Genomic DNA, 23,324 nt, shown 5'->3' with positions numbered 1-23,324 from the left:
AGAAGATCCGCGCCGAGGTCCGGGCCGAGGGCGGCACCACCCGCGCGGCCGACCTCATCGAGGAACTGCTGGGGACCACCGCGCCGTCGCGGGCCTCCGACGGGTGAAGACGGGGTGAAGCGGTGCCCGGGCCGGGCCGGGCCGGGCCGAAAAAATCTTCGGCGGCACCGATGAGTCAGAGCGGCGGGCCTCGTTACAGCTCACATGACACTGCTACTCCAGGACAAGAACGTGATCATCTACGGGGCCGGCGGGGGGATCGGCGGCGGCGTCGCCCGGACTTTCGCCCGGGAGGGGGCCCGGGTCTTCCTCACCGGGCGGACCCTGAAGACACTAGAGGCGGTCGCCGAGGACATCGCGGCCGACGGCGGGTCCGCCGAGGTGGCCGAGCTCGACGCCCTCGACGGGCGGGCCGTCGAGGAGCACGTCCGGGCCGTGGCCGCCCAGGCGGGTGGTGTCGACGTGTCCTTCAACCTCATCTCACGCGGGGACGTGCAGGGGATCCCGCTGGTCGACATGACCGTCGCGGACCTGACCCGCCCCGTCACGACGGGTCTGACATCGACCTTCCTCACCGCTCAGGCGGCCGCGCGCCAGATGATCAAGCAGGGGTCGGGCGTCATCCTCTCGTTGACCAGCGGGTCCTCCAAGGCCACCACCCCGATGATGGGCGGTACCGGACCGGCCGACGCGGCGGTCGAGACGTTCCTCCGCTACCTGGCGGCCGAGGTCGGGCCGCACGGGGTCCGCGTCGTCGGCCTGCACACGGCCGGGGTCGTGGAGACCATGTCGCGGGAGAAGGTCGTCGAGGTCAACGACGGGATGGCCGACTTCGACCCGGCGGCGTTCGAGCAGATGCTCGCCGGGATGACCATGCTCCGCCGGGCTCCCCGGCTGGCCCAGGTCGCCGACGTGGCGGCGTTCCTGGCCTCGGATCGGGCCAGTGCCGTGACCAGCACGATCACCAACGTGACCTGCGGGCTGGTCGCCGGCTAGCCGGCCCAGGGCGGTGAGGCGGCCGTCGGAGGGCCTGGGGAGCCGGTCCGGTGTCGTCTCACCGGCTCCCGCTGAGCTCCGGGAGCCGGTCCCCGTCTCCCGGGCCTCTGGGGAGCGGGTCCGCTCGTCCGAGGGGGCCGAGGGGCGACGCCCGCGGGGATTTTGCCCAGCCGATGCCCTGACCGATGAGTTCCCGGCCACCGCACGTTGTACGGTCCATGAACCGTCACCACGCTCCCGGACGAGAGAGCCGTTCCGTGCCCGACATCGACACCACCCCCGGCGCCACCGAGCAGGACACGGCCGTCGCGGCCGCGACGACGGGCGACGGATCGGCCTTCGCGGCCCTGGTGGAGCGCCACCGGCGGGAGCTGCACGTGCACTGCTACCGGATGCTCGGCTCGTTCGAGGAGGCCGAGGACCTGGTGCAGGAGACCTTCCTGCGGGCCTGGCGCAAGCGTGCGAGTTTCGAGGGCGGCCCCCTGTTCCGGGCCTGGCTGTACCGCATCGCGACCAACGCCTGCCTCGACGTGATCCGCCGCAGCTCGCGCCAGCTGTCGTCGCTGACGTCCTTCGCGGAGATCCCCTGGCTCCAGCCGTATCCGGACCGGCTGCTGGACGAGATCGCGCCGAGGGACAGCGAGCCGGACTCCGTCGTCGTCGCCAAGGAGACGATCGAGCTCGCCTACCTCGCGACCATCCAGCTTCTCCCGCCCCGCCAGCGGGCGGTCCTGATCCTGCGCGACGTGCTCGGCCGGTCGGCCGGTGAGACCGCGGAGATCCTCGACACCACGGTGGCCGCGGTCAACAGCGCGCTGCAGCGCGCCCGCGCCACGATCCAGGAGCGGCTGCCGACCCGCCGGGACGAGTGGTCCGCCCCGGATCCGAGCGAGGCGGAGCGGGCGCTGCTGAAGAGTTTCATCGAGGCCCACGAGCGGGCCGACGCCGCCGCCGCGATCGCGCTGTTACGCGACGACGTGCGGATCACGATGCCCCCGGCGCCGATGTGCTTCGAGGGGGTGGAGACGATCGCTCCCGTCCTCCAGGCGGCGCTGACCGACCCCGGCGAGTGGCGGCTGCTGCCCACCCGCGCCAACCGCCAGCCGGCCGCCGCCAGCTACCTCCGGGCGCCGGGCGACTCCGAGTTCCGGGCCTTCAAGATCGACGTGATCCGCGTCGAGGACGGCCTCGTCGCGGAGATCACCACCTTCGGCGCCGCTCTCTTCCCGGCGTTCGGCCTCCCGCCGACGCTCTGACGCGCAGCCACCGGCCGCCCCGTCACGGGCCACCCCGCCTCGCTCCGCGCCGCCCCGCCATGGACCGCCGAGGGCTCGCCCCGCGCCGCATCACGGCGGGCTGAGAGGGATCTCAGCGACGCTCAGCGTCGCCTCAGCGGTGATCGGGCAGCGTGGAGGGCGTAATCAGGTGACCTGAGGAGGAATCGCCGTGCTCGCCCATGTCACGCGTCCCGAGGAGATCCTCGGCAGCCCGGCTGTCTCGGCCGGGCTGCTGCGAGTGGAGCGCCGTATCCACAGACTGAGCACCTCCTCCCGGCTGCCTCTCATCAACAGCGCGGCCGGGCGCATCACCGGTGCCGGCGGGAAGCGGCTGCGGCCCGCGCTGACGCTGGCGACCGCGCTCGCGCTGGGCGGGTCCGTCAGCGACCGGGTGGTCACCGCGGCGGCGTGTGTGGAGCTCATCCACGCCGGGTCGCTGGTCCACGACGACCTCATGGACGGGGCCGTCGAGCGCAGGGGGGTGCGGACCCTCAACGCCGAGCTCGGCGACGCCAGGGCGCTGGTGGTCGGGGACTTCATGCTGGCCAGGGCCGGGCTCGCCGCGCTCGCCCTGGTCTCCAAGCCGGTCGCCGCGACGCTCGCCGCCGTGGTCGTCGAGCTCGCCGAGGGGCAGTTCCAGGAGGCCGCCGAGCTGTTCGACCCCGGCCGCACCCCGGAGGACGCGCTGCGGTCGATCACCGGGAAGACCGCCTCCCTGTTCCGGGCGAGCTGCCTGGTCGCGCACCCGGACGGGCGGAGCATGGCCGAGTACGGTGAACGGTTCGGCGTGCTCTTCCAGGTCCTCGACGACCTGCTGGACCTGGCCTCCACCGCCGACCGGCTCGGCAAGCCGGTCGGCAACGATCTCCGGCAGGGCGTCTACACCCTCCCGCTGCTGCTGGCGCTGCGCGACGACTGCGGGGACCTGCGCTCCTTCCTCGGCAGGCGGCTGAGCGAGGACGAGATCACGATCCTGCTCGCCCGCCTGCGGCGCAGCCACATGGTCGAGGGCACCCTGGCCTACTGCCGCGATCTCGCCGCCGAGGCGCTGGCCTCGCTCCCGGCCGTGGCCGATCCGCGGATCGCCGCCGCCCTGCACGACCTGCCGGCGGCCTACATCAACTGGGCGGAGTCGCTGATCGTCGGCTGAACCTCCGGGGCGGGTCCTCCGCGGCCGGGGGCGGGCCCTCCGAGGCCGTGAAGACCAGCGCGGGCGGGACGTTGTGCCAGACCGGACCCATGGTGCCGACGGTGGTGAAGGTGCGTTCCAGAAGACCGCGGAACAGCCGGAAGCGCCGGAAGGGCATCGCGGTCAGGGTGGTGACGGTGCTGAACATCCCGCCCAGGGCGAGCGCGGCCGACACCTCGTCCAGGATGCGCCTCTGCTGCCGCTCGTCGAACAGGGTCCAGGGCAGGGAGGAGACGACCGCGTCGACCTGTGTCACCCCGGCCCGCCCCAGAAACCTGCCCAGGTCGCCCGCGTCGCCGGCGATCACTTCCAGCCAGGGGCGGCTGCGCCGTAGGTGGCGGACCATGTCGTGGTTGAGCTCGATGGCGAGCTGCCGCCCGTCCGGTGGCAGGCGGTCGCGGATCGCGTCGCTGATCACCCCGCCGCCGGCGCCGAGCTCGACGACCACGGCTCCACGGGTGCCCGGGACGACCGAGGTGGCCAGCCGGGCGACGGCCTTCGAGCTGGGCGCGATCGCGCCCAGCTGGTGCGGATTACGCATGATCGCACCGAGGAAGGTGCGGGTGTCGCCGTCGCCGGGACGGGTTCCAGGCAGCACCAGCAGCTTATTCCCCCACCCGATGGGGGTTATGTCAGGTTTACGAACTTTAGTGGTCAATGACCATTTTCTGGCACGCCGTCATGAGGCTTCTCCGCCCGGGTGGCGTGTTCGAAGAGGTCGGCCAGTTCGCGTGCGTGCGCGTCGAGATCGTGCTCGGGGTGGGTGACCCAGTAGGCGAACATGTTGTCGATGGAGCCGGCGTGGGCCACGGCCATCACCCGCAGGTCGAAGGCGCGGAACTCCCCGCTCCGCTGGCCGAAGCGGTAGATCTCCTCCAGTGCCTGGAAGAGCGGCTCGCTGGCGGCGATGCCGAAGCGCGGCGAGCCGTCGGGCTGGCGCAGGTTGTAGAAGATCTCGCCGAGCGCCTTGATCTGGGTCCTGTTGCCGCGCATGTGCTCGGCGACGGTCAGGATGTGCGTGCGCAGCAGGCCCGTCGCGGTCTGCTCCTGCTCCATCCGGGCCGTGACGAACGCGATGATGCCGTCGTAGACATGGTTGACGACCTCCTCCATCAGCTCGTCCTTGCCGGCGAAGTGGTAGGAGATCACACCCTTGCTGATGCCGGCGTGCTTGGCGATCAGGGCCAGCGACGCCTTCGCGAACCCCGCGTCGGCGATGACCTCGACGGCGGAGGTGATGATCTGGGCGCGCCTGGCCTGCTCGATGAACGACCGCCGTTTCTGGCCGTCTGGCTCACTTTCTGGCCGCATGGCCATAATTTAGCACGACCGGCCAGAAGGATGGTGTGAGACCAGCCGGAACCGGCCGCGGGCCGCCGGGGCGGTCGGCCCGCGTCAGGCGAGGGTGACCGGCAGATCCTTGATGCCGTTGATGAAGTTGGAGCGGAGCCGGCGGGCCGGGCCGGCCTGGGCCAGCTTGGGCAGCCGCTCGGCCAGCACCTCGAAGAGCACCCGGAGCTCCAGCTTGGCGAGGTGGTTGCCGAGGCAGAAGTGAGCCCCGCCGCCGCCGAAGCCGATGTGCGGGTTGGGGTCACGGCTGATGTCGAAGGTTCCGGGGTCGGCGAACACGTCCTCGTCCCGGTTGGCGGAGCTGTAGAAGACCACGATCTTGTCGTCCTCCTTGACCTCCTGCCCGCCGATCGTCGTGTCGGCGGTGGCCGTACGGCGGAAGAGGTTCACCGGGGAGACCCAGCGGACGATCTCGTCGGCCGCGGTCCGGGCGAGGGCGGGCTCGGCGACCAGCCGCCGCCACTGGTCGGGATGCTCGAAGAAGGCGAGCATGCCCCCGGAGGCCGCGTTGCGGGTGGTCTCGTTGCCCGCGACGACCAGCAGGAGCACGAACAGGTCGAACTCCTCCTCGGTGAGGGTCTCGCCGGCCGCGTCGGGCATGATCAGCTTGGTGGCGATGTCCTCCCGGGGCTGCTCGCGCCGCTCGGCGGCCAGGGCGTTGGCGTAGGCGTAGACCTCCATGGCCGCGTTCTGGCCCTCGGTGGGGTCGGCGGCGTAGTCCGGGTCCTCGGCCCCGATCATCTGGTTGGACCAGTTGAAGATCTTGTCCCGGTCCTCGACGGGGGCGCCGAGCAGCTCGCAGATCACATACAGCGGCAGCGGGGCGGCGATGTCCCTGACGAAGTCGGCCGACCCGCGCCCCTTGGCCTCGTCCACCAGCCCGTGGCAGATGTCGCGGATGTGCTGTTCCAGGGCGCCCATCATGCGCGGGGTGAAACCCCGGTTGACCAGGGAGCGCCGCCGGGTGTGCTCCGGTGGGTCCTGGTTGAGCATCATCATCCGCTGGAGCGCGCGCTGGTCCTCGGGCATCTCGTTGAATAGCGCGAGCTTCCGGCTGGAGGAGAACAGGTCGGAGTGGCGGGAGACGTGCACCACGTCGGCGTGTCTGGTGACCGCCCAGAAGCCGGGCCAGCCCCGTTCGGCGTCGCCTCCGTGCCGGTAGACCGGCGCGTTGGCCCGCAGCCAGGCGAGCTGGCCGTGCGGCGCGCCGCTCCGCTGGTAGAAGTCCTGGTCGACAAGGTCGATTTCCATCTGCTCTCCCATGAGAACCATACGGGCATCTCCTCGATGCCCTTGACGAGGCCGGAGCGCGGCCGTCGCGCCTCACCGGCGGGCCGGACGCCCGCCGCCCGCCTCCCGGGGGCTCGCTCCGCCGTCAGGTATTTGATCAAGCGCTTGGTTACTTATCTTTCTGAAACGTGTTCTATTACGGGTGGCCGGGACAGTCAAGGGCCGGGGCCCGCGCGAGGCCCCGGCCGTCCCGGCCGCGCCGATCAGCCCGGGCGCTCCGCACTGATCGCGAAGATGTGCATGCGCGGGCTCGCGCCGGGCCGGGAAGGCCAGGTCGGCTGGATGAGCCGGCGGGCCCGGCCGGTTGGCCGGGCCGGTGGGTCAGGTCGGGGTCAGAAGGCCAGGTCCTGCCAGGTGCCGATCTCGGCCGGGGGCAGGGCTCTGGGCAGGATGGCCATGCGGTCGACGGCTCCGGTCAGGCGCTGGCCGCCGCCCTGGTCGGCGGCGAAGCGCAGGGAGCGGGAGGCGCAGCCGTTGACGCCGCCCGCGGTGGCGGTGCCGCCGCCGATCCGGGCGCCGTCCACGTAGACGTTGACCGTCCCGGTCCGGTCGGCGGTGACCACGAGGTCGACGTAGCGGCCGGTCGGAACGGTGGCGTCGGTGGTCACATTGCGCCCGGCGCCGATGAAGCGCAGCTTGCCGGCCGGGGTGATGTCGACGATGACGCCGTCGGTGCCGGGGTCGCCGGAGGGCTGGGAGTCGAAGAGCCGGCGGTAGCCGGTCCCGCCGATCTTGACCTCGGCGGCGAAGGTGGCCTCGCGCAGGAAACCGATCGTCGTGTTTCCGGTGGTGAGGTAGGTGGATCCGTTCAGGACCAGCCCGCTGCCGGTCGGCGCCGAGCTCTCGTAGGTCGCGGTGCCGGTGACCGTCGCGCCGCGGCCGTTGCCCGAGTCGTCGGCGACCGCCGTACCCGACGACGGGTCCCAGGCGACGACCGGCCGGTCGGCGGGGGCCGGCGCGCAGGGCGGGACGGCGCCTTCATTGGTGATCGTGTAGGTCTTGCCCGCCTGGGCGTTCCAGGTGAGCGTCTCGCCGTCGCGGCCCGGGGTGACCGTCGCGCCGGTCTCGTCCTGGACCCGGTAGCGGCCCGCGACCAGGGCCGCGCGGACCTTGAGGGGCCCGCTCTTCCCGGGACGCAGGATGATCTTCTCACCGGTGCCGTTGCGCCAGGAGACGTCCACGGTCACGTCGCCCCGGGCGCGCAGGCCGGTGACCGAGCCGGTCGGCCAGGCCGACGGCAGCGCGGGCAGCACGTGGACCGTGCCGTGCTGGCTCTGCAGCAGCATCTCGGTCATACCGGAGGTGGCGCCGAAGTTGCCGTCGATCTGGAACGGGGGGTGGGTGTCCCAGAGGTTGTCCAGCGTGGAGGACTTGAGTTGCTCGCTGAGCATCTTGTGGGAGTGGTCGCCGTCCAGCAGCCGGGCCCAGAAGTTGATCTTCCATGCCTTGCTCCAGCCGGTGCCGCCGTCGCCGCGCGCGGTGAGCGAGACCTTGGCGGCCGCGGCCTCCGGCGTGCCCGCCACGATCTGCCGCCCGGGGTGCAGGGCGAACAGGTGCGAGACGTGCCGGTGGGTGTTGGCGCGGTCGTCCCAGTCGGTCTTCCACTCCTGCAACTGGCCCCAGGAGCCCACCCGGACGCCTCGGTCGAGCTTGGCCAGCGCGGCCGTCACCTCGGCCTGGAAGGCGGAGTCGACGTTCAGCTTCTTCGCCGCCTCCAGGCTGTTGGTCAGCACGTCGAAGACGATCTGCTGGGACATCGAGGCGCCCGCGGAGAAGTCGCCCTGCTCGGGGGAGTAGCTCGGGGAGACCACGAGCTTGCCGTCCCGCGGATCGAGGTGCAGGTTGTCCAGCCAGAACTCGGCCGCGCCCTTCATCACCGGGTAGGCGGTGTCCCGCAGGTAGGCGGTGTCGCCGTTGAAGCGGTAGTGATCGTACATCTGCTGGGTCACCCAGGCCGCAGCCTCGGGGAACCAGAAGGCGGTGGCCCAGTCGTGCACGCCGGTGAACCCGAACGGGTTGGTCTCGTTGTGCACCACCCAGCCGCGCGAGCCGAACATCTCCTGCGCGGTCTTCCGGCCGGGGGCCACCATGGCCTTGATGTAGCGGTCGTAGGCGACGGTCGTCTCGGTGAGGTTGGTCTGCTCGGCGAGCCAGTAGTTCATCTGCAGGTTGATGTTGACGTGGTAGTCGGCCGACCAGGGCGGGCTGGTCGAGTTGTTCCACACCCCCTGCAGGTTGGCCGGCAGCGCCTCGTCGCGCGAGGAGGAGATGAGCAGGTAGCGCCCGTAGGCGAAGAACATCGCCTCCAGGGCGCGGTCGTCGGCCGAGGCGCCGCCGGTGTAGGCCGCGCGGAGCCGGTCGGTGGGGATCGCCGGGACCCGCTGGCCGAGGTCCAGCTTCACCCGGTCGAACAGCCTGCGGTAGTCGTGCTGGTGGGCCGTCTTGAGCTGGTCGAAGCTCTTGGCGGCGGCCGCGTCGACGGCGGCGGTCACCGTGGCGTGCGGGTCCGGGCCCCGGTAGGAGGGATGGACGCCGGCGTAGTCGGTGCCGGCCGACAGCACGAACATCGCGCTGTCGGCGCCGGTGACGGTGACCCGGTCGGTCCCGTCGGCACGGTTGCCGCCCTGGGTGATGACCTGGATCTGCGACTCGAACCGCATGCCGTTGTCGGCGAGCGCGCCCCGGACGGTCAGGCGGCCGCCCACGACCGAGACCTGCCTGTCCGAGCGGGGGGAGGAGGTCCGGAGCGTGAAGGAGACCTTGCCCGCCTGGCTGGCGGAGATCCGCCCGACGATGACGCCGCCGGGGTGGCTGGCGAAGTACTCCCGGGAGTAGGTGACGCCGTCGGCGGTGTAGCCGACCCGGGCGACCGCCTCGCGCAGGCTCAGCTCCCGCCGGTAACCGGTGGGGGCGGCCGGGGCGTTCGGCACGTCCAGCCAGAGGTCGCCGAAGGTCTGGTAGGCCCCGAACCCGCTCTTGGGCTGGCCGAGCTTGGCCGCCACCGCGGAGGGGGACATCTTCCCGTCCCGGTCGATCTGCGCCTGGACCTCGGCGATGGCGTTCGGCCGGGGGGTGGTCCAGTTGCCGGAGTTGTATCCGCTGGAGCCGGGGCCGCCGGTCCACAGCGTCTTCTCGTTGAACTGGATCTGCTCGCTCGCGACCCCGCCGAACACCTTGGCGCCCAGCGCGCCGTTGCCGATCGGCAGCGCCTGGGTCTCCCAGTCGGTGGCGGGCTTGTCGTACCAGAGCGTCAAATCATCGGGTGTCTGTACGGCTGCCGCACCCTTATTCGGCTCCGCGTGGGCCAGATTCTGCCCATATAAGCTGGTGGTGAGGGTGAGTGTGGCTAGCAGGGTGATGCCGAGTCGTCGTCTTGGGGGGTGGGACAACCGATTCCTCCGATCACAGGGCCGACCTATCTCAAGGAGATAGCACCGAAACCTCGCAGTAACAAGGTTCGTCCTCCGATGTTTGAAGCCAGTGGATCAACGAAACCACCCGCACCGCAGGAGTTCCGGTGGATGGGCTGCATGGCTGCCCGCCCCGGTTAAATCCGATGACTGGTCGGGGGCGGCCGGGAAAGATCCCGTCATAAGGCCACCATCTGCGGTTTCTCCTCTATAACGGATCGGATGTATCCCTCGGCGAGGGGTTGACATCGGGCTTTCGTGTCCTCCAGCATCACGGAACAAGACATCCGATGTATGACTGAAGGGTGCGGTGTGAAGCTGCTGCGAGTTGGACCCGTCGGCCAGGAGCGACCGGCCGTCATGGACCAGGCCGGTAACCTCCGTGCAATCTCGGACCCCGAGATCGACGGTGCTTTCCTCGCTTCCGGGGGAGTGGCGCGCGTCCGCGAGGCGCTGGAGCGGGACGAGCTGCCCGTGCTGGAGGCCGAGGGGCTGCGGATCGGCGCACCGATCGCCAGGCCCGGGAAGATCGTGTGCATCGGGCTCAACTACCGCGACCACGCGGAGGAGACGGGTGCCTCGATCCCCGCCGAGCCGATCGTCTTCATGAAGGCCCCCAACACGGTCGTCGGCCCCTACGACGAGGTCCTGATCCCCAGAGGCAGCGTGAAGACCGACTGGGAGGTCGAGCTGGCCGTCGTCATCGGCCGGACCGTCCGCTACGCGGAGACCCACGAGGAGGCCCTCGCGGCGGTCGCCGGCTACGCGATCTCCAACGACGTCTCCGAGCGCGAGTTCCAGCTCGAACGCGGCGGCCAGTGGGACAAGGGCAAGTCCTGCGAGACCTTCAACCCGCTCGGCCCCTGGCTGGTCACCGCCGACGAGATCGCCGACCCGCAGGCCCTGGGGCTGCGGCTGTGGGTGGACGGCGAGCCGTACCAGGACGGCGACACCAAGAACATGATCTTCCAGGTCGCCGAGATCGTCCGCTACCTCAGCCGGTTCATGGTCCTGGAGCCCGGTGACGTCATCAACACCGGCACCCCGGCCGGCGTCGCGCTCGGCCTGCCGGGCACGCCGTACCTGCGCGCGGGCCAGGTCATGGAGCTGGAGATCGACGGTCTGGGCCGGCAGCGGCAGACGGTGGGCCAGGCATGAGCGCCTACCGCATCACCGCGCTGGAGACCTACGACATCCGCTTCCCCACCTCGCTGGAGCTCGACGGCTCCGACGCGATGAACCCGGACCCGGACTACTCGGCCGCCTACCTGGTGCTGAGGACCGACGACGGCGCCGAGGGCCACGGCTTCGCCTTCACCATCGGCCGGGGCAACGAGGTGCAGACCGCCGCCATCAAGGCGCTGGAGCCGTACGTGCTCGGCAAGGACGTCGAGGACCTGGGCAGGCTCTGGAAGGACATGGTCCACGACTCCCAGCTGCGCTGGCTCGGCCCGGAGAAGGGCGTCATGCACATGGCGATCTCCGCCGTGGTCAACGCGCTGTGGGACCTGAAGGCCAGGCGGGCGGGCAAGCCGCTGTGGCTGCTGCTGGCCGAGATGTCGCCCGAGGAGCTCGTCGAGCTGGTCGACTTCCGCTACCTCAGCGACGCGCTCACCCCGCAGGAGGCGCTCGACATCCTGCGGGCCGCCGAGCCGGGCCGCCAGGAGCGGATCGCCTACCTGAAGGAGCACGGCTACCCGGCCTACACCACCTCGCCCGGCTGGCTCGGCTACAGCGACGACAAGCTGCGCCGCCTGTGCAAGGAGGCGATGGCCGAGGGCTTCACCCAGATCAAGCTGAAGGTCGGCGCCGACCTGGAGGACGACCGGCGGCGGATGCGCATCGCGCGCGACACCTGCGGCGACGACTTCCCCATCGCCATCGACGCCAACCAGCGCTGGGACGTGGAGTCGGCCATCGCCTGGGTCAACGCCCTGGCGGAGTTCCGGCCGCACTGGGTGGAGGAGCCGACCAGCCCCGACGACGTGCTCGGCCACGCCGCCATCGCGCGGGGCATCGCGCCGATCCCGGTCGCCACCGGCGAGCATGTGCAGAACCGCATGATCTTCAAGCAGCTCCTGCAGGCCGACGCCATCTCCTACCTGCAGATCGACGCGGCCCGCGTCGCGGGCGTGAACGAGAACATCGCGATCCTGCTGCTCGCCGCCAGGTTCGGCGTCCCGGTCTGCCCGCACGCCGGCGGGGTGGGCCTGTGCGAGCTGGTCCAGCACCTGTCGATGTTCGACTACGTCGCGGTCAGCGGCTCGATGGAGAACCGGGTGATCGAATACGTCGACCACCTCCACGAGCACTTCGCCGACCCCGTGGTCATCAAGAACGGCGCCTACGTCGCGCCGAGCCGGCCCGGCTTCGGAGCCGCCATGCACCCCCGGTCGATCACCGACCACACCTACCCCGACGGCCCGGTCTGGAGGTCCCTCAATGGCTGAGTTCGACGGCCTGCGCGCCCTGGTCACCGGCGGCGGCTCCGGCATCGGCCTGGCCACCGCCACGCTGCTCGCCGCACGCGGGGCCACGGTGGCCTGCCTGGACGTCAACCCGCCCGGCGAGCCGTTCATCCCGGCCACGGCGGACGTCACCGACGAGGCCGCGGTCCGTACGGCGGTCGCCGAGGCGGCCGGGCGGATGGGCGGACTCGACGTCCTGGTGAACAACGCCGGGATCGGCGCGGCCGGTACGGTCGAGGACAATCCCTACGAGGAGTGGTCCAGAGTCCTGGACGTCAACGTCCTCGGCATCGTCCGGGTGACCCGGGCGGCCCTGCCGTACCTCCGGCGCTCGGCGAGCGCGGCGATCGTCAACACCTGCTCGATCGCCGCCTCGGCGGGACTGCCCCAGCGGGCGCTCTACAGCGCCTCCAAGGGCGCGATCCAGTCGCTCACTCTGGCGATGGCCGCCGACCACGTCCGCGAGGGCATCCGCGTCAACTGCGTCAACCCGGGCACCGCCGACACGCCCTGGGTCCAGCGCCTGCTCGACGCGGCGCCCGACCCGGCGGCCGAGCGGGCGGCCCTGGAGGGCCGTCAGCCGATGGGCCGCCTGGTGAGCGCGGAGGAGGTCGCGGCCGCGATCGCCTACCTCGCGAGCCCGCTCGCGGCCTCGACCACCGGCACGGTCCTGGCGGTCGACGGGGGCATGCAGGGGCTCAGGCTCCGGCCGGCGACCTGAGACGACGTGCCGCCGGGCGGCCTCCCCGCCGGGCGGCCAGATGATCGGACAGACGGCCGGATGAGACATCGGTCCAGCAATATTTCACCCCCCACATGGTTTCGAATCGAGGCAACGGTATGAAACTCGGAACTGCGGCGACAGGCGCGGCACTGCTCGGGCTCGCCCTCACGATCTCGGCATGCGGCTCGTCGGAGACCGCCGGCGCAGGCAGCAGCGCCAAGCCCGCCGCCGACGCCGGAGCCAAGGGCGGCAAGGTCGGGATCGACTTCCCGCGCGCCGACTCCGACTTCTGGAACTCCTACAACAAATACGTCCCCCAGCTCGCCACCGAGCTGGGCGTCGACCTGATGCCGCCGACCAACTCCCAGAACGACGTGGCCAAACTGGTCGCCAACACCCAGGCGATGATCGGCCAGGGGGCCAAGGCGGTCGTCATGGCCCCGCAGGACACCGGTGCGATCGCCTCCACGCTGCAGACCCTGGAGAGCAAGAACATCCCGGTCGTCTCGGTAGACACCCGCCCCGACAAGGGCAAGGTCTTCATGGTCGTGCGGGCCGACAACAAGGCCTACGGCACCAAGGCGTGCGAGTTCCTCGGCGAGAAACTGGGGGGCAAGGGCAAGGTCGTCCAGCTCATGGGCGCGCTGTCGTCGATCAACGGCCGGGACAGGGCCGAGGCGTTCGGCGCGTGCATGAAGGAGAAGTTCCCCGGCATCACGGTCTTCGAGGAGCCGACCGAGTGGGACGGCACCAAGGCCGCCTCGATGCTGCAGACCCGCCTCCAGCAGCACCCGGACATCAAGGGCGTCTACATGCACGCCGGCGGCGTCCATCTGGCCCCGACCCTGCAGGTGCTCAAGGCCAAGGGCCTGATCGTGCCGCCGGAGGACCCCAAGCACGTCTTCGTGATCTCCAACGACGGGATCCCGCAGGAGTTCGAGGCCATCCGCAAGGGCGAGATCGACGCCACGATCTCCCAGCCGGCCGACCTGTACGCCAAGTACGCGCTCTTCTACGCCAAGGCCGCGGTCGACGGCAAGACCTTCCAGCCGGGCCCGACCGACCACGACAGCACGATCATCCAGCTCCCGAACGGTTTCGAGGACCAGCTCCCCGCCCCGCTGGTGACCAAGGAGAATGTGGACGACAAGAATCTCTGGGGCAATCAGGTCAAGTGATGACATCTTCTGCTAAGGCGGTTGAAGCGCTCGGGATCACCAAGCGCTTCGGCCCGACCACCGCGCTCAACGGCGCCGGGATCGCCATCACCGAGGGGGAGACGCACGCGCTGGTCGGCCGGAACGGCGCGGGCAAGTCCACGCTGGTGTCCATCCTGACCGGGCTGCAGCGCCCCGACGAGGGAGAGGTCCGCTTCGGCGGGGAGCTCGCGCCGCCGCTGGCCGACCGGGACGCCTGGCGGCAGCGGGTCGCGTGCGTCTACCAGAAGTCGACGATCATCCCCACGCTGACCGTCGCGGAGAACCTCTTCCTGAACCGGCAGACGGACCGGGGCGCGATCAGGTGGGGCGCCCTGCGCACCCGGGCCAGGCAGCTCCTGGAGCAGTACGGCGTGGACGTGGACGCCGACATCCTCGCCGGAGACCTGGGCGTCGAGCAGCGTCAGCTCGTGGAGATCGCCAGGGCGCTGTCGTTCGGCGCCCGGTTCATCATCCTGGACGAGCCCACCGCCCAGCTCGACGGCCCGGCCATCCAGCGGCTCTTCGAGCGGATGCGGGCACTCCGGGAGCAGGGTGTGACGATGATGTTCATCTCGCACCACCTGGAGGAGGTCTACGAGATCTGCCAGAGCGTCTCGGTCTTCCGCGACGCCCGGCACATCGTCACCGCCCAGGTCGGCGACCTGCCGCACGACCGGCTGGTCGACGCGATGACCGGTGAGACGACCGCCGCCTACGAGTACCGCTCCCGCACGGCCGACGCCTCGGCGCCGGTCGTGCTCGCCGCCCGGGGACTGAGCCTCGGCGGCCGCTACGAGAACGTGGACCTGGCCGTCCGGGCCGGGGAGATCGTCGGTCTGGCCGGCTCGGGCAGCAGCGGCAAGGTCGGCCTGGCCGAGACCCTGGTCGGCCTCCGCCGGGCCGACACCGGCGCGGTGACCGTCAACGGCACCGAGGTCAAGCCGGGCGACGTGCCGGCCGTGCTCGCCGCCGGTCTCGGCTTCGTCCCCCAGGACCGCCATCATGAGGGCTTCGTGCCGCTGCTGTCGATCGCCGAGAACGCCACCATCCCGATCGCGCACAAGCTCGGCCGGTACGGCGTGATCTCCCCGGCGAGACGGCGCGCGCACGGCGCCCGGATGATCGCCGAGCTGGACATCAAGACGACCGGTCCCGACCAGCCGGTGGCCGACCTGTCCGGCGGCAACGCGCAGAAGGTCGTGCTGGCCAGGGCGCTCGCCGACGACCCCCGGGCGCTCGTGGTCATCAACCCGACGGCCGGGGTGGACGTGAAGGCCAAGCACTCACTCCTCGGCGCCGTGGAGGACGCGGCGGCCCGGGGGACCGGAGCCGTACTGGTCTCCGACGAACTCGACGACCTGCGGATCTGCGACCGGGTCCTGGTCATGTTCCACGGCAGGGTCGTGAAGGACGTGCCCCGAGGCTGGACCGACACCGAACTGGTGGCGGCGATGGAAGGTATCGACGACTGATGACCACTACGAAGACGACGCCCGTGGCGACCGCGCCCGCCCCGGGCCGGCGGATCCAGCTCGGGCGCTTCCGCGACCTCACGCTGGTCCCGGTGATCGTCGTCCTGCTGATCGCCGGGTCCTTCGTGGACCCGATCTTCCTCACCCCCGGCAACCTGACCAACGTGCTCCAGCAGCAGTCGGCCCTGGCGCTGGTGGTGCTCGCCGAGGCGCTGATCCTCATCGCCGGCAAGTTCGACCTGTCGCTGGAGTCCACCGTCGGCATGGCCCCCGCCGTGGGGGTGATGCTGGTCATCCCGGTGGCGGCCGGCGGGTTCGGCCTGGAGCTCCCCGGGATCCTGGCGATCCCGATCTGCCTGCTGATCGGCGGGCTGGTCGGCGCCTTCAACGGCTTCCTGATCATGCGCTTCCAGCTCTCGGCCTTCATCGTCACCCTGGCCATGATGATCGTCGTCCACGGCCTCCAGCTCGGACTCACCCAGGGCAAGAGCCTGTTCGAGCTGCCCGAGTCGTTCCTCTACCTCGGCAGCGCCATCTGGCTGGGCGTCCCGGTGTCCATCTGGATCACCGGCCTGCTCTTCGCGGTGGCCATCGCCGCGCTCGGCTACTTCCGGGCCGGCCGCTCGCTCTACGCCATCGGCGGCAACGCCGACGCCGCCCGCGCGGCGGGCATCCGGGTCGAGCGGGTCGTCTGGGTCGTCTTCGTCGTCGGCGGCGTGGTCGCCGCGCTCGCCGGAGTGCTGGAGACCGGCCGCCTGGGCGGCATCAGCGCCAACCAGGGCGTCGGCTGGATCTTCATGGCCTTCGCCGCCGCGGTCATCGGCGGGGTCAGCATGGACGGCGGCAAGGGCACGATCCTGGGCGCCCTCACCGGTGTCCTGGTGATCGGCCTGGTGGAGAACATCCTGACGCTGAAGGGCGTCCCCGGCGAGTGGAAGCAGCTGGTCTACGGTTCGATCATCCTGATCGCCCTGATGATCAGCCGCCTCGCCGGCGGCAAGGCGCAGGATTGACGGCGATCGCTCCCCTTCCCGGGCGCCCACGGTCCTCCGGGCCCGTACGGCGAGGCGCGGAACCGACCACCACCACCACCTCCCCGAGGAACTACGGCAAGGCGCAGGATTGACGGTCATGACCTTCTCCGTGAGCAAGTACGGCTTCGGCGCCGCCCCGATCGGCAACCTGTTCACCGCCGTGAGCGACGCCGAGGCCCGGGCGGCGGTGGACGCCGCCTACGACGCCGGGTTCCGCCTGTTCGACACCGCGCCCCACTACGGGCTCGGCCTGTCGGAGCGGCGGCTCGGCGCCGCCCTGGCCGGCCGGCCCCGCGACTCCTACACCCTGTCCACCAAGGTCGGCCGCCTGCTCGTGCCGTCCACCGGCGACGCTCCCGTGGGCAGGGACGGCCAGGGCTTCGACGTCCCCGCCGACCTGCGCCGGGTGTGGGACTTCTCGCGGGACGGGGTCCGGCGGTCGCTGGAGGAGAGCCTGGTCCGGCTCGGCCTCGACACGGTCGACGTCGTGCTGATCCACGACCCCGACGACCACTGGGAGCAGGCCGTCTCCGAGGCGTACCCGGCCCTGGCCGAGCTGCGCGACCAGGGGGTCGTCAAGGCCGTCGGGGTCGGCATGAACCAGGCGGAGATGCTCACCCGCTTCGTCCGCGAGACCGGTGTGGACATGGTCATGCTGGCCGGCCGCCACACCCTCCTCGACCAGTCGGGAGCCGAGGAGCTGCTGCCGCTGTGCGACGAGCGCGGCGTCTCGGTGGTCGCCGCCGGGGTGTTCAACAGCGGCCTGCTGGCCACCCACGACCCGTCGGGCACCTACGACTACGCCCCGGCCCCCGAGCCGCTGCTGGCCCGTGCCCGTCGCGTCGCGGCCGTGTGCGAGCGCCACGGCGTCACCCTGCCCCAGGCGGCGCTGGCCTTCCCGCTGCGCCATCCGGCGGTCGCCTCGGTGGTCGTCGGCGCGAGGTCCGCCGCCGAGGTCACCCGCAACGCCGCCCTCGTCGCGGAGCCCGTCCCGGAGGAGCTGTGGGCCGAACTCGGGGCCGAAGGGCTGATCGCCTGAGCGGGTCCCGCTCCCGCGGGGAGCGGCCGGGGCCTGGCCGCTCCCCGCGCGCCGCGGGGCGGGCGAGCCCCTGCCGGTCATCGCGCGCCGCGGGGCAGGCGGGGGCGGGCGAGGAGGCACGGGCGGGGCGGTGGTCGGTGGCCGCCGGACCAGCGGGGGACGGGGCGGGAGTCAGTAGCCGCCGAACCAGCCGGGGATGTCGAGCCGGAAGACCTCCGACGGCGTGACCTTGCGCAGGTCGGTCTCCAGCGCGCGCAGGCGCTCCTCCCCGAGCGCCTCCGCCCAGCCGGCCCGCAGGTCGTCGAAGATGCGCGCCGACCGGACGAGGGAGTCGACACCGCGGTGGGTGAGCCGGATGACCTTGCGCCGCGCGTCACGTGGGTCGGAGCCGCGCTCCACGTAGCCGAGCTGCTCCAGGGAGTCGACGGTCTTGCCCGCCGCCTGCTTGGAGATCCCGAGCCGGCGGCCGAGCTCGGCGGCCGTGGTGCCCTCGGGACCGATCGCCTGGAAGACGAAGCCGTGCATCGGCCGCAGGTCGGGGTGGCCCTGGCGGGCGAGTTCGGCGTGGACTCCGTCGATGAGGACGCGGAAGCCGAGGAACAGCCGTAGCGGCAGCTCGAAACCCGGCGGGTCACTTGGCACGTCGGACCACCTGGCTCGCTGCTTCCGGCAACTGGGTTGTCCAATTTAGGAGATTATCCGTCGCCTGTCATCCGCCACGCCGGGAGCCGCCGGACAGGCCGATACGCGCTGAGACACGCCGTGACACACCGTGACGCGCGGAGGCGCACCGTGACGCGCGGAGACGCGTCGCGACGTGCCGTGACGCCGGATACGCGTCGCGACGTGCCGTGACGCGCGGAGACGCGCCGTGACGCGCGGCCACCGCCCTAGCCGACCGGCCCGGCCCAGCGCTCCACCCGGCAGTCCTGCTTGATCAGGAAGGCGCGCTTGAGCGTGCGGAGCATCATGGCCGTCTCGACGGCCATGATGCCCGGCAGCCCGCCGATCTCGCGCAGGAACTCGTACAGCTCCGGCCGGCCGGGCAGGGCGACCTGCGCCACCAACTGGTGGTCGCCTGCCACGGCCATGGCGAACCTGACCTCCGGACGGGCGGCCAGCGCGCGGCCCACCGCGTCCACCTCGTCGCCGGCCACCCGCAGCCAGAGCACGGCCTCGGCCGGCAGCCCCAGGCACGCGGGCTCGATCTCGGCGCGGATGCGCAGGATGCCCCTGCGGAGCAGGGCGTCCAGGCGGCGGCGGGCGGTCGACTCGCTGATCCCGGCGGCCAGCGCGACCTCGGCGTGGGTGGCGCGGCCGTCGGTGACCACCGCCGCGATGATCCGCTCGTCGTCGGCGGAGGGTTCCTCGCCCGGGCGCGGGGAGCGCTCCGGCGGGGCGTGCCACTGCTCGCGCAGCCCCTCGGCCTCCTGCGGGGTGAGCACGCCGAGATGCCAGTCGAGGGGCGTGCTGAAGTATTTCAACGCCGGATACGTGGTGCTCTCCAGCACCCCGTCGATCGCCGGGATGTCCCGCAGGAGCAGGTCCACCAGCGTGTCGTCGGCCGCCGAGAGCTCCGCCGCGCAGTCCACCGGGCCGGACAGCAGCGTGACGGACCGGGTCTGGGGCAGCTCGGCCAGGGCCGTCCCCACCTCGACGGCCGATCCGGGACGGCAGCGCACCCGGAGCAGCGCCGAGTCCAGCCGCCGGTCGTCGACCAGTCCGATCACCGAGAGCACACCCGACTCCATCAGCCGGCCGGCCCGCCGGGCCACGTTGCGGGTCGGCTCCCGCAGCACCCGGCCGATCCGGTCCCAGGTGGCCCGCCCGTTCACCTGCAGGGCGGCGACCACCCTGAGATCGGCTCCGTCGAGTGGCTGCATCGGGTCATCCTCGTGGTCGCGGGAGCGGTCCGCCCCAAGAGTACGACTTTGTGATCTTTTCTGGTGGGGGATCGGTTCAGGCGAGGGCGTTGCGGAGCCACTCCTCGACCCCGGCGATGTGGACCGTCGCCCAGGCGCGGGCGACCTCGGGCTGCCGGGCGGCGATGGCGTCGCAGATCGCGGCGTGCTGCTCGCGGGTCTTCTCCAGGGCGTTCTCCTGGGTCAGCCCCCGCCAGATCCGGGCCCTGGTGGTGGGGCCCGACAGGCTCTCTATGAGAGAGCACAGCACCGCGTTGCCCGAACCCGCCGCGATGCGCTGGTGGAACTCCAGGTCGTTGGCGACGAGCTGCTCGACGCTGGGGTCGGCGGGCAGCTCGGAGAGGATCTTGCGCAGCTCGGCGACCTCGGACTCGGCCATCCGCGTGGCCGCCATCGCGGTCGCCGCCGGTTCGAGGATCCGCCGGACCTGGAAGAACTGCAGCACGGTGTCGTCCTGGTGGAAGTCCACCACGAACGACATCGCGTCCAGCAGGAGCCGCGGCTCCAGGCTGGTCACATAGGTGCCGTCACCTTGGCGCACGTCCAGCACGTTGATCAGGGCGAGGGCGCGGACGGCCTCGCGCAGGGAGTTGCGCGACAGGCCGAGCCGCTCGGCCAGGTCGGCCTCCTTCGGCAGCCTGCTGCCCGGGGCGAGCTCGCCCGCGAGGATCATCTGCTTGATCCTGTCGATAGCGGCGTCGGTGACCGCCACGCTTCACCATCCTCGGGTCCCTCAGACATCGGATGTCTAAGAGTGTAGGGCGTAGCGGACCGGTCCCGCCTCCGCCGTGCGACGGATCACACCTCGGACCTCCAGGGTGCGCAGATGGGCCGCGGCCTCTCCGGCGGCCATCCCCCTCAGCATCGCCGGGAGCTCCTCCCAGGGGCGGTTCCAGGTCATCCGGCCGGCGGTCTCCCAGATGGTGAGGGGCTCGCCCGCCTCGGCCAGCAGGGCGGCGAGCCGTAGGAGTTTCTCCTCGTGGTGCGTGCGGATCTCCATCGCCCGGGCCGCCGTGTCTTGAAATATCCACTCATGGGCGGGCAGGGCTTCGAGCGAGCCCAGGCTCGCCACTTTGGCCAGCGAGTCCAGGAAGTCGCTGAGCGGGTCCACGTCGGTGCGGTCGTAGGGGTAGACGCCGATGTGCGGGGTGATGCCCGGCAGCACGTGGTCGCCGGTGAAGAGCCGGCCGGTGTCCTCCAGGTGCAGGCAGATGTGGCCCGGGGTGTGGCCGGGGGTCCAGACCGTGCGGAGCGCACGGCCGGGCAGGTCGACCAGGTCGCCGTCGCCGAGCGTCCGGTCGGGCAGCGCGGGTGGCTGCGGCCGCTCCGCCGTCACCTCCGCCACCTCGCCCCCGGTGGCTCCCGCCCGGCGCAGCATGTCGGCCTGGAAGGCGCGCTGCGCGCCCTCGTCGACGTCGCGGATGAGCTTGACCAGCGCGACGTCGGCCTCGTGCATGGCGATCCACGCCCCCGACTCCTCCCGGACCCGGCCGGCCAGCCCGGCGTGGTCGGGATGGAAGTGGGTGACCACCACCCCCCGGACCTCGCGGACGTCCATGCCGACGGCGGCCAGCCCGTCCCGCAGCGCCAGCCAGGCCTCCGGGTGGTTCCAGCCCGCGTCGACCAGCACCGGCCCGGAGGGGGACTCGACGGCGTAGACCAGTGTGTAGCCGAGCGGGTTGCCGGGGATCGGGACGGGCACGCTCCACACCCCGCCGCCGACGTCGATCGGGCGCTGCTCGCTGTAGGGCCTGCGGCGGGATCTCAAATGTGGTGCTCCTCGTTCTTTCACGGCGGCCGCTGTCTCGCGGCCGCCGTCGTCTCACGGTCTTTCCCGGTCGCGGTCTCTCCCCGCCGCCCGGCGACCGCCCTCACAGCCGTTCGAGAACGGTCGCGGTGGCGAGCGCCCCGCCCGCGCACATCGACACCAGCGCGGTGGAGGAGTCGGACCTCTCCAGCTCGTGCAGGGCGGTGGTGATCAGCCGGGAACCGGTCGCGCCGACCGGGTGGCCGAGCGCGATGGCGCCGCCGCCCGGATTGACCCGGTCCATGTCCGGCCCGTGCACCGACGCCCAGGAGAGGACGACCGAGGCGAACGCCTCGTTCACCTCGAACCGATCGATGTCCGCGACGGTCATGCCCGTGGCGGACAGGACCTTGGCGGTCGCGTCCACCGGACCGTCCAAGTGGTAGTACGGCTCGGCGCCGACGAGCGCCTGGGCGAGGATGCGGGCCCGGGGGCGCAGGCCGTGCCGGGCGGCGGCCTCCTCGCTCATCAGCAGCACCGCCGCCGCGCCGTCGGAGATCTGCGAGGCGGTGCCCGCGGTGTGCAGGCCGTCGCCCAGCACCGGCTTGAGCCCGGCCAGCGCCTCGGCGGTCGTCTCGCGCAGTCCCTGGTCCCTGTCCACGATGCGGCTCTCGCCGGTCGGCTGCCCGTCCTCGCCGAGGACGGGCGCGGTCACCTCGACGATCTCCCGGTCGAACCGGCCCTCGGCCCACGCCTCGGCGGCCAGCCGCTGGGACCGGGCGCCGAACCGGTCGAGCCGCTCGCGGGTCAGCCCGCGCCGCTGGGCGATCCGTTCGGCGGCGGTGAACTGGTCGGGCAGGTCGACGGCCCAGTCGTCGGGCCGGGGCCGGGCCGGGAGCACGTTGCTGCCGAGCGGGGCGCGGCTCATCACCTCGACGCCGCAGGCGATGCCGGCGTCGATGACGCCCGAGTTGATGAGGGCGGCGACCAGGTGCACGGCCTGCTGGGAGGAGCCGCACTGCGCATCGATCGTGGTCACGCCCGTCTGGTAGGGAAGGCCGGCGTAGAGCCAGGCGTGCCGCCCGACGTGCCCGCCCTGCTCGCCCGCTTGGGTGACGCACCCGGTGAACACCTGGTCCACGGCCGCCGGGTCGATCCCCGACCGGTCCACCAGGCCGTTCAGCGCCGCCGCGAGCAGCGCCAGCGGCTTCAGCCCCGCCAGCCAGCCGTTACGCCTGCCGATCGGGGTCCGCACGGCCTCGACGATCACTGCACCCATACGATCTCCTCGCCTGGCGGCCGGGTCCCGGCGCCCGCGAGCCGGTCCCTCGGCGCGTCGCTCTAGAACGTCGCTCTGGTCGTCTTCCGACTGCGACTGTAACGCGTTCTATTTTCCGGCGGAAGAAGGTGGCTGGAAGTCGGCGAGCAGGCGGATGGCGGCGATCTCGATGCGGCGCTGGATCTGCTCGTAGGTGCGCCGGCCGCGGAGCATCTCCAGCAGCTCGTGCACCCAGACGCTGGCCAGGGAGCTCGCCAGGGCGAACTGCTCCTCGGTGGCGGTCTCCGCGGTGAGCTCGTCGGCGGCCACACGCAGCAGCAGGCCCGCCATGCGGTCGCCGAACGGGGTGTCCACCTCGGCCATGATCAGTGAGCGGATGAGCGCGTCGGCGAGCTCCGGCTCGCGCATCAGGCCGCGGGTGGCGCGCATCAGGATGTCGACGGCCCGGCCCGAGGCCGTGGTGGCGCTGGGCGGGCGGCGCTCGATGCTGCTCTCGAGGAGGTCGATCTCCTCGCCGACGACGGCGACCACCAGATCCATCTTGGAGGGGAAGTAGCGGTAGAGGGTGCCGAGGGCGACCCCCGCCCGCTCGGCCACGGTGCGCATCTGCATGGCCTCGACGCCGCCGCGGGAGGCGAGGGCGGCGGCGGCCTGGACGATGCGCTTGCGCCGCTGGTGCTGGCTCCGGGTGCGGACGCCGGTGGAGGCCGATTCGCTCTGCACGCCAGGTGCCCCCTTGGGCTTGGCCGGTCCGGCGGCGCCCGGGGCCGGTGGGGTGGGGAGGCGCGAGGCGACCGGCGCCTCGGTGGTCGCATGCGGGGTACGCATGAGAACACGTTATCTGATTTCCGGATGCTCCGATGAGTTACTCGCCAGTCACAAGCGCGGCCCGTCTTGCATGGGATATGCGCTACGTCGGCGTATGTCA

General features: G+C 71.6%; 20 protein-coding genes. 10 read left to right on the top strand and 10 right to left on the bottom strand.

The window, feature by feature from the left end; translation table 11 throughout:
* Window positions 1-204: 204 nt before the first annotated feature.
* The 3 genes from ACZ6R6_RS30520 to ACZ6R6_RS30510 all read left to right on the top strand — a co-directional run bounded on the left by ACZ6R6_RS30520 (window position 205) and on the right by ACZ6R6_RS30510 (window position 3,423).
* On the top strand, window positions 205-996 hold the full coding sequence (locus tag ACZ6R6_RS30520; protein ID WP_470099099.1) for an SDR family NAD(P)-dependent oxidoreductase: 792 nt from the start codon (window positions 205-207) through the stop codon (window positions 994-996).
* A gap of 257 nt (window positions 997-1,253) precedes the next feature.
* On the top strand, window positions 1,254-2,252 hold the full coding sequence (locus ACZ6R6_RS30515; RefSeq protein ID WP_470099097.1) for an RNA polymerase subunit sigma-70: 999 nt from the start codon (window positions 1,254-1,256) through the stop codon (window positions 2,250-2,252).
* A 190-nt stretch (window positions 2,253-2,442) separates the two neighbouring features.
* Entirely contained in the window at window positions 2,443-3,423 is a 981-nt protein-coding gene (locus ACZ6R6_RS30510) for a polyprenyl synthetase family protein (RefSeq protein ID WP_470099095.1), read from the top strand.
* On the opposite strand, the gene ACZ6R6_RS30505 is transcribed toward ACZ6R6_RS30510, so the two are convergent.
* The 4 genes from ACZ6R6_RS30505 to ACZ6R6_RS30490 all read right to left on the bottom strand — a co-directional run bounded on the left by ACZ6R6_RS30505 (window position 3,392) and on the right by ACZ6R6_RS30490 (window position 9,356).
* Entirely contained in the window at window positions 3,392-4,060 is a 669-nt protein-coding gene (locus ACZ6R6_RS30505) for a class I SAM-dependent methyltransferase (RefSeq protein WP_470099093.1), read from the bottom strand. The genes ACZ6R6_RS30510 and ACZ6R6_RS30505 overlap by 32 nt on opposite strands.
* A 56-nt stretch (window positions 4,061-4,116) precedes the next feature.
* Window positions 4,117-4,773 carry a TetR/AcrR family transcriptional regulator gene (locus ACZ6R6_RS30500; RefSeq protein WP_470099091.1) on the bottom strand — a complete coding sequence of 219 codons (657 nt, stop codon included), beginning with the start codon at window positions 4,771-4,773 and terminating at the stop codon, window positions 4,117-4,119.
* A gap of 84 nt (window positions 4,774-4,857) precedes the next feature.
* Complete coding sequence (locus ACZ6R6_RS30495; RefSeq protein WP_470099089.1) at window positions 4,858-6,063, bottom strand: cytochrome P450; 1,206 nt, start codon at window positions 6,061-6,063, stop codon at window positions 4,858-4,860.
* 371 nt (window positions 6,064-6,434) lie between these two features.
* Entirely contained in the window at window positions 6,435-9,356 is a 2,922-nt protein-coding gene (locus ACZ6R6_RS30490; protein WP_470099087.1) for a glycosyl hydrolase family 95 catalytic domain-containing protein, read from the bottom strand.
* Between the two features lie 468 nt (window positions 9,357-9,824).
* On the opposite strand from ACZ6R6_RS30490, the gene ACZ6R6_RS30485 reads away from it, so the two are divergent.
* The 7 genes from ACZ6R6_RS30485 to ACZ6R6_RS30455 all read left to right on the top strand — a co-directional run bounded on the left by ACZ6R6_RS30485 (window position 9,825) and on the right by ACZ6R6_RS30455 (window position 17,448).
* Window positions 9,825-10,670 carry a fumarylacetoacetate hydrolase family protein gene (locus ACZ6R6_RS30485; protein WP_470099085.1) on the top strand — a complete coding sequence of 282 codons (846 nt, stop codon included), beginning with the start codon at window positions 9,825-9,827 and terminating at the stop codon, window positions 10,668-10,670.
* On the top strand, window positions 10,667-11,962 hold the full coding sequence (locus tag ACZ6R6_RS30480) for an L-fuconate dehydratase (protein WP_306864587.1): 1,296 nt from the start codon (window positions 10,667-10,669) through the stop codon (window positions 11,960-11,962). The genes ACZ6R6_RS30485 and ACZ6R6_RS30480 overlap by 4 nt, the downstream gene beginning before the upstream one ends.
* The gene (locus tag ACZ6R6_RS30475) at window positions 11,955-12,701 is read left to right on the top strand and encodes an SDR family NAD(P)-dependent oxidoreductase (RefSeq protein WP_470099083.1); all 747 of its coding nucleotides are present in this window, start codon (window positions 11,955-11,957) and stop codon (window positions 12,699-12,701) included. Before ACZ6R6_RS30480 ends, ACZ6R6_RS30475 begins: the two co-directional genes overlap by 8 nt.
* A gap of 119 nt (window positions 12,702-12,820) precedes the next feature.
* A complete protein-coding gene (locus tag ACZ6R6_RS30470) occupies window positions 12,821-13,882 on the top strand; it encodes a sugar ABC transporter substrate-binding protein (RefSeq protein ID WP_470099081.1) in 1,062 nt (353 codons plus the stop codon).
* Complete coding sequence (locus ACZ6R6_RS30465) at window positions 13,882-15,375, top strand: sugar ABC transporter ATP-binding protein (RefSeq protein ID WP_470099079.1); 1,494 nt, start codon at window positions 13,882-13,884, stop codon at window positions 15,373-15,375. The genes ACZ6R6_RS30470 and ACZ6R6_RS30465 overlap by 1 nt, the downstream gene beginning before the upstream one ends.
* A complete protein-coding gene (locus ACZ6R6_RS30460) occupies window positions 15,375-16,388 on the top strand; it encodes an ABC transporter permease (RefSeq protein WP_306864597.1) in 1,014 nt (337 codons plus the stop codon). Before ACZ6R6_RS30465 ends, ACZ6R6_RS30460 begins: the two co-directional genes overlap by 1 nt.
* Window positions 16,389-16,506: 118 nt before the next feature.
* Window positions 16,507-17,448, top strand: coding sequence for an aldo/keto reductase (locus tag ACZ6R6_RS30455; protein ID WP_470099076.1), 942 nt, complete (start codon window positions 16,507-16,509; stop codon window positions 17,446-17,448).
* Between the two features lie 171 nt (window positions 17,449-17,619).
* On the opposite strand, the gene ACZ6R6_RS30450 is transcribed toward ACZ6R6_RS30455, so the two are convergent.
* The 6 genes from ACZ6R6_RS30450 to ACZ6R6_RS30425 form a co-directional block, all read right to left on the bottom strand.
* Window positions 17,620-18,090 carry a MarR family winged helix-turn-helix transcriptional regulator gene (locus ACZ6R6_RS30450; RefSeq protein WP_470099074.1) on the bottom strand — a complete coding sequence of 157 codons (471 nt, stop codon included), beginning with the start codon at window positions 18,088-18,090 and terminating at the stop codon, window positions 17,620-17,622.
* Window positions 18,091-18,338: 248 nt separating this feature from the next.
* Entirely contained in the window at window positions 18,339-19,331 is a 993-nt protein-coding gene (locus tag ACZ6R6_RS30445) for an Lrp/AsnC family transcriptional regulator (RefSeq protein ID WP_470099072.1), read from the bottom strand.
* A 76-nt stretch (window positions 19,332-19,407) separates the two neighbouring features.
* Window positions 19,408-20,082, bottom strand: coding sequence for a FadR/GntR family transcriptional regulator (locus ACZ6R6_RS30440; RefSeq protein ID WP_470099070.1), 675 nt, complete (start codon window positions 20,080-20,082; stop codon window positions 19,408-19,410).
* Between the two features lie 36 nt (window positions 20,083-20,118).
* Complete coding sequence (locus ACZ6R6_RS30435; protein WP_470099068.1) at window positions 20,119-21,138, bottom strand: MBL fold metallo-hydrolase; 1,020 nt, start codon at window positions 21,136-21,138, stop codon at window positions 20,119-20,121.
* 103 nt (window positions 21,139-21,241) lie between these two features.
* On the bottom strand, window positions 21,242-22,396 hold the full coding sequence (locus ACZ6R6_RS30430) for a steroid 3-ketoacyl-CoA thiolase (RefSeq protein ID WP_470099066.1): 1,155 nt from the start codon (window positions 22,394-22,396) through the stop codon (window positions 21,242-21,244).
* Window positions 22,397-22,504: 108 nt separating this feature from the next.
* Window positions 22,505-23,224: a TetR family transcriptional regulator gene (locus ACZ6R6_RS30425; protein WP_470099064.1), complete on the bottom strand. Its 720-nt coding sequence runs from the start codon at window positions 23,222-23,224 to the stop codon at window positions 22,505-22,507.
* Between the last annotated feature and the right edge of the window lie 100 nt (window positions 23,225-23,324).

The sequence above is a fragment of the Streptosporangium sp. NPDC048886 genome, assembly GCF_055586905.1.
The sequence above is the reverse complement of the archived record's forward strand: the minus strand, read 5'-3'. Positions and strand labels throughout refer to the sequence as shown.

What these genes read in the sequence shown, in the direction of transcription:
- ACZ6R6_RS30465 (WP_470099079.1), top strand. Translation starts at nt 13,882, where the DNA reads ATGACATCTTCTGCTAAGGCGGTTGAAGCGCTCGGGATCACCAAGCGC.
- ACZ6R6_RS30460 (WP_306864597.1), top strand. Translation starts at nt 15,375, where the DNA reads ATGACCACTACGAAGACGACGCCCGTGGCGACCGCGCCCGCCCCGGGC.
- ACZ6R6_RS30445 (WP_470099072.1), bottom strand. Translation starts at nt 19,331, where the DNA reads ATGCAGCCACTCGACGGAGCCGATCTCAGGGTGGTCGCCGCCCTGCAG.
- ACZ6R6_RS30480 (WP_306864587.1), top strand. Translation starts at nt 10,667, where the DNA reads ATGAGCGCCTACCGCATCACCGCGCTGGAGACCTACGACATCCGCTTC.
- ACZ6R6_RS30470 (WP_470099081.1), top strand. Translation starts at nt 12,821, where the DNA reads ATGAAACTCGGAACTGCGGCGACAGGCGCGGCACTGCTCGGGCTCGCC.
- ACZ6R6_RS30495 (WP_470099089.1), bottom strand. Translation starts at nt 6,063, where the DNA reads ATGGAAATCGACCTTGTCGACCAGGACTTCTACCAGCGGAGCGGCGCG.
- ACZ6R6_RS30500 (WP_470099091.1), bottom strand. Translation starts at nt 4,773, where the DNA reads ATGCGGCCAGAAAGTGAGCCAGACGGCCAGAAACGGCGGTCGTTCATC.
- ACZ6R6_RS30475 (WP_470099083.1), top strand. Translation starts at nt 11,955, where the DNA reads ATGGCTGAGTTCGACGGCCTGCGCGCCCTGGTCACCGGCGGCGGCTCC.
- ACZ6R6_RS30430 (WP_470099066.1), bottom strand. Translation starts at nt 22,396, where the DNA reads ATGGGTGCAGTGATCGTCGAGGCCGTGCGGACCCCGATCGGCAGGCGT.
- ACZ6R6_RS30455 (WP_470099076.1), top strand. Translation starts at nt 16,507, where the DNA reads ATGACCTTCTCCGTGAGCAAGTACGGCTTCGGCGCCGCCCCGATCGGC.
- ACZ6R6_RS30425 (WP_470099064.1), bottom strand. Translation starts at nt 23,224, where the DNA reads ATGCGTACCCCGCATGCGACCACCGAGGCGCCGGTCGCCTCGCGCCTC.
- ACZ6R6_RS30520 (WP_470099099.1), top strand. Translation starts at nt 205, where the DNA reads ATGACACTGCTACTCCAGGACAAGAACGTGATCATCTACGGGGCCGGC.